The organism is Planomicrobium sp. CPCC 101110, from assembly GCF_007859395.1.
Taxonomy (GTDB): Bacteria; Bacillota; Bacilli; order Bacillales_A; family Planococcaceae; genus Planococcus.
The window spans coordinates 519167-530816 of record NZ_VOHD01000006.1; the positions used below are offsets into that span (position 1 = coordinate 519167).

Genomic DNA, 11650 nt, shown 5'->3' on the forward strand with positions numbered 1-11650 from the left:
TTTATTCCTCCCCTTCTTGTTCAATCTCACGGACAACAATGCGAGAACCTTCTACTTTGATGATTTTCACGTTCTTTCCCGGATCCACAAAACGCCCTTCAGAAACGGCGTCAATCCGTTCATCGTTCAGTTTAATGGTTCCGGATGGCCGAAGGGCTGTCATGGTTATAGCGGTTTGGCCGACCAATTCCATCCGATTGACATTAGACACATACCCGCTTTCGGTATTCGTAGAGTCCATCAAGATAATCCGGTTGAATAAGTGAAGCCTTTTCCCAAAGAATTTCAACAAAATCACCATCCCTACTGATGCTACAATCAATGCAATAAGTATAGCTATGGACGTCGTCTGAAGGTCTCCGCCAGCTAACAGGATACTGCCAAAAATTGCGGCAAGCCCGAAAAAACCGGCTATGCCTCCTGGCACAAAAAATTCGACTACAAGAAGTCCGAAGCCGATAATCAGCAAAATGATGGCTTCATACCCGGCTAACCCGGCCACCAAATGCCCATAAAAGAAGAGCAGCAGAGATGAGAGCCCCACAAATCCAGGAACTCCCAATCCAGGGGTAAACAATTCCATGATCAACCCCAGAAATGCAATGGACAGCAGGATAGGGACTACTATTGGATTTGTCAAAAAGCGGGCAAGCGTTTCAGAAAAAGTTTCATTGACCGTTACAAGCTCTGCATCTTCATAATTTTTCAAAGCAAGCAGCTCTTCAATGCTCGATACGGTCCCTTCTGAATAACCTACCCCTTCAGCTTCCGGCGCGCTCAATGTCAGCAGCTTGCCTTCACCCGCCTGAAATTCCGGCAAAGAGACCGAAGGATCTGCCATGGCGAGGGCATATTGCGGATTTCGGCCGGCTGATTCAGCAGCAGTTTCCATAGAAGCCAGCCATGCGCTATTCGCTTTGGCTTCCGCTGCATTGCCTGCCTGGTCAATCACTTGCGCTGCGCCCATGCGCCCTTTTGGATGCATATAGATTTCGTCACTGTTCAATGCCAGAAAAGCTCCGGCCGACAAAGCGTCCGTATTAACAAAAGCCACTGTTTCGAGTTCCGTCTCTTCTATTAAGCGAGCAATGCCGTCAGCGGCGTTGACAAAACCGCCTGGGGTATTGATATCAAAAACGATGGTTTTGGCCCCTGCTTCTTCGGCTTCCTCGATTCCCCGTTCGATAAACGACTGCAGCCCTCTTTCAACTTCAGCCTCGATTGGAATCACATAGACGGCAGGCGCATTGGCATGGACAAAAGGCATAAAGACAAGAAGCGATAGCAGCAAAAGAAACAAAGCCTTAAAAATCTTGGCGCCGCGCAAAGGAATTCCTCCTTTTGTTTTACTGTACCCTTTATTTACGGTTTAACATGCAAATGGTTTCATATTTTTTCGCCTTTTCACTATATTATTGAAGATACTTTCCAACGGAAACAAAAAACCGGCTGCACGAAGAATTCGTGCAACCGGCCTTAGCTGATCGTTCATATTTTTTAATTATCATTTTAAAGGTAAAGTCAATTAAAATTTACGTTTACGCGCAGCTTCTGATTTGAGTTTGCGTTTTACGCTCGGCTTATCATAATACTCGCGCTTTCTTACCTCTTGCATTGTTCCGGATTTAGAAACAGTGCGTTTGAAGCGGCGAAGAGCATCTTCAATTGATTCGTTTTTACGAACAGTTGTTTTTGTCATCTCTTTTTCCCTCCCTCCGAACACACGTTGAAACTAATAACAACTAGTGTTATATACTTAAAAAGTATAACTTAGATTTTCACATAGGTCAATACTTAATAATCGGAATTCGAAGTTATGCCCTGCATGATCTGGACCCCTGAACTTGCGCCGATACGGCTGGCTCCAGCTTCGATCATCGCTTGCACATCTTCCAAGCTTCTGACTCCGCCGGAAGCTTTCACGCCTAATTCCGCTCCAACTGTTTCACGCATCAATTTCACATCTTCAACTGTTGCTCCGCCAGTAGAAAAGCCCGTTGACGTTTTCACAAAATCAGCGCCCGCTTCTTTCGACAACTGCGAAGCCTTCACTTTTTCATCGTCCGTTAGAAGAGCAGTCTCGATAATCACTTTGACAATCGCTTTTCCTCTTGCGGCATCGACTACTGCTTGGATGTCTTTTTTTACAAGGTCGCTGTTTCCGCTCTTCAAAGCTCCGATATTGATGACCATGTCAATTTCGTCTGCGCCTTTTGAGATGGCATCCGCAGTTTCGAAAGCTTTTGTTTCAGCTGTCGACGCTCCAAGCGGAAAACCGATAACTGTACATACTTTAACCGTGCTTTCCTGAAGTTCGGCAGCTGCCGTTTCAACCCAAGCAGGATTCACGCATACGGAAGCGAATTTGTATTGGTCCGCTTCTTTGCATAGCTGGATGATTTGTTCCTGGGTGGTTTCAGCTTTCAGTAAGGTGTGGTCAATATAAGAAGCGATGTTTGTCATGTCAAAAAGCTCCATTCTTTTATCGATTTCATTTTTAAACAGTTATTTCTTCCATTACACGGACAAATTGGCCGGCGTTATGCGGATAGCCCGCTTTTGTAATCTTTACTTTGACAATTTTTCCGATCAACGATTCATCCCCTGGAATGACAACTTTCAGATAATTGTCTGTATATCCTTCCACCATCTGGATTTCCCCGCTGCCTTCATGGATTTCTTCCGGTATGATCTCCAAAAGTTCCCCTTCAAACCGAGAAGCATATTCTTTCGCCAACTGGTCATTCAATGCTATCAACCGATGAACCCGTTCGTTTTTTACTTCTTCATCGATTTGGCTGTCCATACGCGCTGCAGGCGTTCCTGTACGCTGGGAATAAGGGAAAACGTGCAGTTCGGAAAACTTATGGCCGTTGATGAAATTGAAGGTTTCCATAAACTCTTCTTCGGTTTCGCCAGGAAAGCCGACAATCACATCCGATGTTATGGCCAAGTCAGGCAGCGCTTTCCGCAGCTGTACAAGACGGTCCGCGAAAAATTCCATCGTGTATTTCCGGCGCATCCGCTTCAATACGGTGTTGGACCCCGACTGGATCGGAATGTGCAAGTGGCGGACGACAATTTTTGAATCCCTCAATACTTCGATCACTTCATCGGTCAATTGGCTCGCTTCAATGGAAGAAATCCTCAACCGCTTCAAGCCGGTGACTTGCGCCTCAAGGTCGCGCAAAAGCTGCGCCAAGTTATAGTCTTTCAAATCTTCGCCATAGCCGCCGGTATGGATGCCGGTCAGAACAATTTCAAGATAGCCCGCCTCTACCAGCTGCTGCGCTTGGCGAACCACTTCTTTCGGGTCCCGCGAACGCATTAGCCCACGTGCCCATGGAATGATGCAAAACGTGCAAAAGTTGTTGCAGCCTTCCTGGATTTTCAAAGACGCCCGCGTCCGGTCCGTAAATGCCGGAACGTCCAGCTCTTCGTAGACTCGGTTTTTCATGATATTGCCCACTGCATTAATGGGCTTCCGTTCTTTTTTATACTGTTCGATATAACCGGGCAGCTTAGTGCGGTCTTGCGTCCCCACCACAATATCCACTCCAGGAATCGCCATGATTTCAGCAGGAGAAGTTTGGGCATAACAGCCGGTCACGCAAATGACCGCATCTGGGTTGTTTCGCACAGCGCGCCGGATTACCTGGCGGCTTTTCTTGTCGCCCGTATTGGTGACAGTGCAGGTGTTGATAACATAAACATCGGAATGATGATCAAACTCACCGCGTTCATAGCCCTGTTCCTTGAACAGCTGCCAGATTGCTTCTGTTTCGTAATGATTCACTTTACAGCCTAGAGTATGGAAAGCTACCGTCGACATAAGTGGTCACCTCTCTCATTCATATTCATAAGATAAAGCTGATAGTGCATATAGCGGAGCGGTTTCTGCCCGCAAAATCCGAGGCCCTAAAGAAGTGAACAAAGCTCCCGCTTCTTTTAAGCGAGAAACTTCATTTTCCGAAATGCCGCCTTCCGGACCAAATACTAGGAGGATTGAATCCTTATCATACAATGATTTTAAAATATCGGCAAATCGCGTCGGAGCGCTGCTCCGCGCTTCTTCTTCATAAGCGACGACAACCGCGTCATGGGACTTGGCGGCTTCTATCAATTGATTGAAAGTGTGGACGCTATGTATTTCCGGAATGTGCGTACGGTGCGATTGTTCTGCCGCTTCCTTGGCGATTTTTTGAAGCCGTGCAATTTTTTTATCGTTTTTGGAGGAATCCCATTTGACGATCGAACGGTCCGCGGCGAACGGCAACAGTGCATGCATTCCCAATTCAGTTGATTTTTGCGTGATCAATTCCAGCTTATCGCCTTTTGGCAATCCGCATGCAATGGTAACCCGCTTTGGCATTTCGGAAGCTGCTTCCAACGCAGTTTTAAGCTCCGCCTCCACATCAAACTCGGTTGAGCGGATTTCAGCGAGAAAAGCAGTTTTCTCCATGACCACAATAATTTGGTCCCCGGCAGTTTGGCGCATAACTTTAGCGATGTGCTTTGCATCATCGCCTGTTATTGTCACTATTTTATTGGCGGGAACTTTGCCTTCCAAAAAATATCGCTGCATCGTAACACCCCGTCATTCCGGTTTTTTTGAAATGATAGTAACCCAGTCTTCCATCATCATGACATCTTCAATGACAAATCCGGAAGCTTCGAGCGCTTCTTTGACGTCGTTTTTCTTTGGCATGATAATGCCTGATGTGATGTAGACGCCGCCCGGTTTCACCACCTGAAAAGCATCATCTGTAAAGGAAATGATGATTTCAGCCAAAATATTTGCGACAACCACATCGCCCGGTTCTTTGATCGTGTCGAGCAGATTGCCTTGAACCACATCAATCCGGTCTTGCATTTTGTTCAGCTTGACGTTGATTTGCGCTGCATGAACCGCAACTTCATCCAAATCCAGCGCATGCACATGCTCTGACCCAAGCATCGCTGCACCTATCGCCAAGACGCCCGAACCGGTTCCGACATCAATCACTTTGTGGCCGGGCTTTACGGTTTTCTCCAACGCCTGCAAACTCATAACCGTAGTTGGATGCGTGCCGGTTCCAAAAGCCATGCCTGGATCCAATTCGATGATCAATTCATCGCTGGATACCGGATTGTACGTTTCCCAAGTCGGCACAATGGTAAAGCGCTTCGAAATTTTTACCGGATGATAATATTTCTTCCAAGAAGTCGCCCATTCTTCTTCGTTGACTTCGCTGATCGTGACAACATTGGCCCCAAGATTGATATCAAACTGCACGAGATTGTTGATAGCGAGTTTGATGGCCTCTACGGTTTCGCCTAAAAAACTGTTGACCGGCAAATACGCTTTTAAAATAACGCCTTCTTTAGGGAAATCACTCGGGTCCAACGAATAAATTTCGCCAAAACGGTCTTCCCGCTCTTTAGCAAAATCTTCCGAGTCTTCAATTACCACACCGCTGGCGCCTGCTTCATGCAAGATATTCGAAACGGATTCGATTGCTTCGTTTGTCGTATGGATTGACAGTTCTGACCATTTCATTTGTGACCGGCTCCTTTATCATTGGTTCAATAAAAAATTACAGAAGTTGGGCTAAAACCAGCTGCCTCTCCATTGCTGCTTCGCGCAGCAACAAAGAGCCAAGTGATTCAGCCCAACCCATATGATTGTTTTTCTTAATCGCCTTTAATGGTTCGTTTGATTTTGTCGAACAACGAACTGCTTTGCTCTTCAGGGATATCCCCGCTGACTTCCGCGAATTCACGCAGCAATTGCTTTTGTTTTTCGCTCAGTTTTGTCGGAGTTTTCACGCGGATAATGACATGCTGATCGCCTGTTCCGTATCCGTGGACATTTTTGATGCCTTTTCCTTTCAAGCGGAATTTCGCTCCGCTCTGAGTTCCTGCAGGAATCTTCAGTTTCACTTTGCCGGAAACAGTCGGGACTTCGACTTCATCGCCTAATGCCGCTTGTGCGAATGTGATCGGCAGCTCCAAGTAGATATCGTCGCCGTCGCGCTCGAAATCTTTATGCGGTCTTACACGGAAGACAACATATAAATCGCCAGCCGGTCCGCCGTTGACCCCAGGAGCCCCTTGTCCGCTGACGCGCAATTGCTGGCCATCGTCTACACCGGCAGGCACGCTGACTTTGATTTTTCTGATTTTGCGGACTTTGCCTTCGCCGTGGCATGTCTGGCATTTTTCTTCGATGATTTGGCCTGTTCCTGAACAGTAATGGCACGCTCTGCGGTTGACCATGCGGCCAAACGGAGTGTCCTGAGTAACATTCAATTGGCCAGAACCTTCACAATGAGGGCACGTTTTCTTTTTCGTTCCAGGTTTCGCCCCTGAGCCATCACATGTCCCGCATGTCTCATCTTTAGGGATTTCAATTGTAGTTTCCTTGCCAAAAACAGCATCCATAAAATCGATGTTCATGGAATATTGAAGATCATCCCCTTTTCTCGGGGCATTCGGATCGCGCCGTCTTGTGCCGCCGCCAAAGAATGTGCTGAAGATGTCTTCGAAGCCGAAGCCGTCTCCTCCGCCGAAACCGCCAAAGCCTTGGTTTGGATCCTGGTGTCCGAATTGGTCGTATTGAGCACGTTTTTGATCATCGCTCAACACTTCATAAGCTTCTTTTACTTCTTGGAATTTTTCTGAGGCATTATCATCTTTATTGATATCCGGATGGAATTTTTTTGATAACGTCCGGTATGCTTTTTTGATTTCTTCTTTCGATGCAGTCTTGGAAACTCCCAATACTTCGTAATAATCTCGTTTGTTCATGACGTCACTCTCCTCTTGCAATCAACTGTAATTGTACACGGTTCCTATTGCGGTTGCAAAGACATTGAAAAAGCCAAAGCATTTGCTTTGCTTTGACTTTTCCGGGTCTTACTTATCTTTATCGTCGTTTACTTCTTCGAATTCAGCGTCTACAACGTCGTCTCCCGGGTTAGCGCCAGTTTGTCCGCCTTGCTGAGCAGCAGCTGCTTGCTCGTAGGCTTTCATGGCCAAACCTTGAAGAACTTCGTTCAGCTTGTCTTTTTTCTCGCGGATATCATCGATGCTTCCGCTCTCCAGGGCAGTTTTCAATTCATCGCGGGCTGACTCGGCTTGCTGTTTTTCTTCTTCAGTAACCACTTCGCCAAGATCTGTGATTGTTTTATCTGTCTGGAAGACCGCTTGGTCCGCTTCGTTGCGAAGATCCACTTCTTCTTTCACTTTCGCATCCGCTTCTGCGTTTTCTTCCGCTTCTTTGATCATGCGTTCGATTTCTTCCTCAGATAACGAAGTGTTCGACTGGATCGTGATCGTTTGTTCTTTTTGAGTTCCCAAATCTTTCGCTTTAACGCTGACAATACCGTTTTTGTCGATATCGAACGTCACTTCGATTTGAGGAACACCGCGTGGAGCTGGCGGAATATCCGTCAATTGGAAACGGCCGAGTGTTTTGTTGGCAGCAGCCATCGGACGCTCGCCTTGAAGAACATGGATATCAACAGCCGGCTGATTGTCGGCAGCAGTCGAGAACGTTTGTGATTTTGAAGTCGGGATTGTTGTGTTGCGCTCAATCAGCTTCGTGAACACGCCGCCCATTGTTTCAATACCAAGTGACAATGGTGTTACGTCCAAAAGAACAACGTCTTTAACGTCACCTGTTAACACGCCGCCTTGTACAGCAGCGCCCATGGCAACAACTTCATCCGGGTTAACGCCGCGGTGCGGGTCTTTGCCGGTTTCGCGTTTAACCGCTTCTTGCACAGCAGGAATACGGGTAGATCCGCCGACAAGGATGACACGGTCAACTTCAGATGCTGAAATCCCTGCATCTTTCAAAGCTTGGCGAGTCGGCCCCATTGTGCGCTCAACTAAAGAATGAGTCAGCTCATCGAATTTCGCGCGAGACAATGTCACTTCCAAGTGAAGCGGTCCAGCTTCTCCAGCTGTGATGAATGGAAGCGAGATTTGAGTTGATGAAACGCCAGACAAATCTTTTTTCGCTTTTTCAGCAGCATCTTTCAAACGCTGAGTCGCCATTTTGTCTTTGGACAAATCGATGCCGTTTTCTTTTTTGAATTCTTGCACCAGGTAGTCGATGATCACTTTGTCGAAGTCATCCCCGCCAAGGCGGTTGTCGCCAGCTGTGGATTTTACTTCGAATACGCCATCGCCAAGTTCAAGGATGGAAACGTCGAAAGTTCCGCCGCCAAGGTCATAAACGAGGATTGTTTCGTCTTTTTCCATTTTGTCCAAACCGTATGCAAGCGCTGCTGCAGTCGGCTCGTTGATGATGCGTTCCACTTCAAGCCCGGCAATGCGGCCAGCGTCTTTTGTCGCTTGGCGTTCAGCATCGTTGAAATAAGCAGGAACAGTGATAACCGCTCTTGTTACTTTTTCGCCTAAGTATTCTTCAGCATAGCCTTTAAGATATTGAAGGATCATTGCAGAAACTTCCTGCGGCGTGTATTCCTTGCCTTCAGCAGTAACTTTTTGCTGCGTGCCCATCAAGCGTTTTACGGATTGGATCGTGTTCGGGTTAGTGATGGACTGGCGTTTCGCAACTTCACCAACTTGGCGCTCGCCGTTTTTAAATGCCACAACAGAAGGGGTGGTGCGGTTGCCTTCTGGATTTGGAATGATTTTTGGTTCGCCGCCTTCTAAAACCGCGACAGCTGAGTTTGTAGTTCCTAAGTCAATACCAATAATTTTGCTCATTTAAATTCCTCCATTACCTATTATTCGTTTACTTTTACCATTGCCGGACGCAATACCCTGCCTTTTAGGCTATACCCTTTTTGCAGTTCCTGCAACACGGTGCCCGGTTCCGCGTTTTCATCTTTTTCTTGCATTACCGCTTGATGGATATGCGGATCAAACGCTTCCCCTACAGCTTTGATTTCTTCCAGCCCTTCGCGTTTGACCGCTTCAAGAAGCGTGCTGCGGACCATTTCAAGCCCTTTCAGCAAAGAAACGGCTTCATCGCTCTTCGCTTCCACTGAAAGCGCGCGTTCGAAATTGTCCAATACCGGCAACAGATCCGAAAGCAGCGACTGGGAACGGAATTTCTCCGCCTCCTGTCTGTCTTTCACAACCCGGCGCTTGTAATTGTCATAATCGGCCAGCAAGCGGAGATATTTGTTCTGCTCCGCTTCAAGTTCTTCACGAAGCGCAGCCGCTTCATCTTTCGTTTCTTCAGCCGGCTGCTGCTCTTCAGTTGTTTCCGTTTCCGCCTCTACTGTTTCAGCTTCCGTTTCCACATCTGTGCTGTTCACTGCTTCTTCCGCTTTAAGCGGTTCATTTTCTTTAGACAAATCCTGTTCCTCCTTTTGTTCACTTAGCCCGGAACATACGGGTCAATTCTTTCGACAAATCGCCGCTCAACAGATCGAGCATGGAGACAATCCGTTTATAATCCATCCGTTTAGGGCCGACGATTGCGATTGAACCTGTCTGCTCTTCTCCGATATTATAAGAAACCGTAATGACGCTGCAGTCTTCCATTGCAGACAAGGCGTTTTCTGAACCGATGCGGATATGGAGCCCTTGGGTTCCGATAGGCAATATCATCGGGATGTGCTTTGCCCCTTCCATGACATCCATCAAATTCCTGATTTTTTGGATATCGTGAAAATCCGGCTGTTTCAGTATGTTCAGCTTGCCGCCAAAATAGACATTTTCCTCATGCGGTAAAACCGCAGCCTGGCGCAAAGTCGTGAACAATTCGCCATACCGCTTCACATGCTGCCGCAATATTGTCATTGTCTCTTGTTCCAGCCGGTGATGCAAATCATTCAATGGCACCCCGATAAGGCGCTCATTCAATATATTGATCATTTTCTCAATATCGGAGGGGCTGATGCCCTCCGGTATGTTGAAGACCCGGTTTTCGACGTGGCCGTTGTCAGTCACGATGATCGCGACTGCCGTATCGGATGTCAAAGGGACAATGGACAATCTTTTCACAATATGCTTGCCGACATCCGGACCGAGCAAAATAGCTGTATAGTTGGTCAGCTCGGACAAAATCATGGCAGACCGTTTGATCACTTCTTCGGTTTCTGTGATTTTGTCTTGGAAAATCGAGCGAAGCTGTACAATATCCTGTTGCGGAAGCGGTTTTGGCGTCAGCAGATGATCGACGTAATAGCGATACCCTTTTTGGGAAGGGACCCGCCCTGAAGACGTATGCGTCTTCTCAAGAAACCCCAAACCTTCAAGATCAGCCATCTCATTCCGTATGGTCGCGGGACTAAATGGAATTTCGGATTTTTTGGATAGTTGGTTTGATCCGACCGGCTGAGCTGATTGAATATAATCATCTACTGTTACTTTTAAAATGAGCAACTGCCGTTCTGTTAACATGATCATCACCTCTGTTAGCACTCTAGTACATCGAGTGCTAATACTACACTAAAATTACCAAATTCCATTGTTGTTGTCAACGATTGCGCTTTTCTCAACCGAGCAGAAATTGTTCAAATACTTCATTGCCGACAAATCGGCCTTTTTTCGTCAGCTTGACAAAATCCTCTTCGATGACAAGGTTTTGTTTATCGATTTCCTTTTTTAGAATAACGCCGTATACCTCACTGATCGGCTGCTGGAATTTCCCCTGGAACCCGCTCAGTGAAACACCTGCAGTTTTTCTGAGTCCCAAAAACATTTCCTCTTCCATCTGTTCATTAAGCGGCACTTCATGGATATTGAGTACCGGGCGTCTGCCTTCATCAAGCGGAGCCATATATTTTTTCAAAGGCCCGGCATTGGAATAGCGGACGCCCTTCACATAACCGTGCGCCCCGGCCCCGGCCCCGATATATTCTGCATTGTCCCAATACAAAAGGTTGTGGCGCGATTCAAAACCGGGAGAAGCGAAGTTCGATATTTCATATTGCTTCAAGCCGCGTTTGTCCATCTCGGTCATGAGTTTGTCGTACATGTCCGCTTCCAGGTCTTCGGTTACTGTATTCAACTTGCCTTTTGTCATTAAGTTGTAGAATACGGTTTTCGGCTCGATGATCAGCGAGTATGCAGAGAAATGCGGCAAATCGAAAGCGAACGCCTTCTCGAGCGTATCTTCCCATTGCGCCATCGACTGTCCCGGCAAGCCGTACATCAAATCGAAACTCAAGTTGGTGAAGCCCACTTGCCTTGCAGCTTCGACCGCTCTCGCTACATCGCCGTTGCTGTGGGTCCTGCCCAAACGCTTCAGCAAATCTTCATCGAACGATTGGACGCCCATGCTGAGGCGGTTGACGCCGCCGTCAAATAGCACTTGCATTTTGTCTTTCGTCAATTCATCCGGATTCGCTTCGGACGTCCATTCCAAGTTTGCCGCCATTGGGACATACTGGTGGATATAGCCGAGCAGTTTTTCCAGTTGCTGAGGCGAAAGAGATGTTGGTGTCCCGCCGCCGAGAAAAACAGTTTCAAGCGGGTTATCAAGCGCGCCTTCTTGTTTCCAAAGCGCAAGCTCCTTGCCGAGCGAGTCGATATAGGCATCAACCGGCTGGTCTTTGAAAAAGACCTTATTGAAATCACAGTAATGGCAAATCTGGTGGCAGAATGGAATATGGATATACAATCCTTTTACCATGCTAGTTTTTCCTTCTTTCTAATAGGAAAAGGAGGCGCAGAATCCGGC

At 47.1% G+C, this 11650-nt stretch carries 11 protein-coding genes; all 11 read right to left on the reverse strand.

Annotation, left to right across the window (positions count from 1 at the left end; genetic code table 11):
* Position 1: 1 nt before the first annotated feature.
* Complete coding sequence (locus FQV30_RS10475; RefSeq protein WP_370512385.1) at positions 2-1327, reverse strand: NfeD family protein; 1326 nt, start codon at positions 1325-1327, stop codon at positions 2-4.
* Positions 1328-1525: 198 nt separating this feature from the next.
* Positions 1526-1699 (reverse strand): 30S ribosomal protein S21, encoded by a 174-nt coding sequence (gene rpsU / locus FQV30_RS10480; RefSeq protein WP_008431605.1) that lies wholly within the window; start codon positions 1697-1699, stop codon positions 1526-1528.
* A gap of 95 nt (positions 1700-1794) precedes the next feature.
* Entirely contained in the window at positions 1795-2463 is a 669-nt protein-coding gene (deoC, locus tag FQV30_RS10485) for a deoxyribose-phosphate aldolase (protein WP_146500371.1), read from the reverse strand.
* Positions 2464-2497: 34 nt separating this feature from the next.
* Positions 2498-3832 carry a tRNA (N(6)-L-threonylcarbamoyladenosine(37)-C(2))-methylthiotransferase MtaB gene (gene mtaB, locus FQV30_RS10490; protein ID WP_146500103.1) on the reverse strand — a complete coding sequence of 445 codons (1335 nt, stop codon included), beginning with the start codon at positions 3830-3832 and terminating at the stop codon, positions 2498-2500.
* Between the two features lie 15 nt (positions 3833-3847).
* Positions 3848-4585, reverse strand: a complete 738-nt coding sequence (locus FQV30_RS10495; protein ID WP_146500104.1) for a 16S rRNA (uracil(1498)-N(3))-methyltransferase — start codon at positions 4583-4585, stop codon at positions 3848-3850.
* 12 nt (positions 4586-4597) lie between these two features.
* Positions 4598-5539 (reverse strand): 50S ribosomal protein L11 methyltransferase, encoded by a 942-nt coding sequence (gene prmA, locus FQV30_RS10500; protein WP_146500105.1) that lies wholly within the window; start codon positions 5537-5539, stop codon positions 4598-4600.
* Between the two features lie 134 nt (positions 5540-5673).
* Positions 5674-6789 (reverse strand): molecular chaperone DnaJ, encoded by a 1116-nt coding sequence (gene dnaJ / locus FQV30_RS10505; protein WP_146500106.1) that lies wholly within the window; start codon positions 6787-6789, stop codon positions 5674-5676.
* 108 nt (positions 6790-6897) lie between these two features.
* Complete coding sequence (gene dnaK / locus FQV30_RS10510) at positions 6898-8721, reverse strand: molecular chaperone DnaK (RefSeq protein WP_146500107.1); 1824 nt, start codon at positions 8719-8721, stop codon at positions 6898-6900.
* Between the two features lie 20 nt (positions 8722-8741).
* Complete coding sequence (grpE, locus tag FQV30_RS10515) at positions 8742-9317, reverse strand: nucleotide exchange factor GrpE (RefSeq protein WP_146500108.1); 576 nt, start codon at positions 9315-9317, stop codon at positions 8742-8744.
* A gap of 19 nt (positions 9318-9336) precedes the next feature.
* The gene (gene hrcA, locus FQV30_RS10520; protein ID WP_146500109.1) at positions 9337-10368 is read right to left on the reverse strand and encodes a heat-inducible transcriptional repressor HrcA; all 1032 of its coding nucleotides are present in this window, start codon (positions 10366-10368) and stop codon (positions 9337-9339) included.
* Between the two features lie 94 nt (positions 10369-10462).
* Positions 10463-11602, reverse strand: coding sequence for a radical SAM family heme chaperone HemW (gene hemW / locus FQV30_RS10525; protein ID WP_146500110.1), 1140 nt, complete (start codon positions 11600-11602; stop codon positions 10463-10465).
* Positions 11603-11650: the final 48 nt, after the last annotated feature.

Coding starts and splice junctions, on each gene's coding strand:
- rpsU (WP_008431605.1), bottom strand. CDS start 1,699: ATGACAAAAACAACTGTTCGTAAAAACGAATCAATTGAAGATGCTCTT.
- deoC (WP_146500371.1), bottom strand. CDS start 2,463: ATGACAAACATCGCTTCTTATATTGACCACACCTTACTGAAAGCTGAA.
- mtaB (WP_146500103.1), bottom strand. CDS start 3,832: ATGTCGACGGTAGCTTTCCATACTCTAGGCTGTAAAGTGAATCATTAC.
- FQV30_RS10495 (WP_146500104.1), bottom strand. CDS start 4,585: ATGCAGCGATATTTTTTGGAAGGCAAAGTTCCCGCCAATAAAATAGTG.
- prmA (WP_146500105.1), bottom strand. CDS start 5,539: ATGAAATGGTCAGAACTGTCAATCCATACGACAAACGAAGCAATCGAA.
- dnaJ (WP_146500106.1), bottom strand. CDS start 6,789: ATGAACAAACGAGATTATTACGAAGTATTGGGAGTTTCCAAGACTGCA.
- dnaK (WP_146500107.1), bottom strand. CDS start 8,721: ATGAGCAAAATTATTGGTATTGACTTAGGAACTACAAACTCAGCTGTC.
- hrcA (WP_146500109.1), bottom strand. CDS start 10,368: ATGTTAACAGAACGGCAGTTGCTCATTTTAAAAGTAACAGTAGATGAT.
- hemW (WP_146500110.1), bottom strand. CDS start 11,602: ATGGTAAAAGGATTGTATATCCATATTCCATTCTGCCACCAGATTTGC.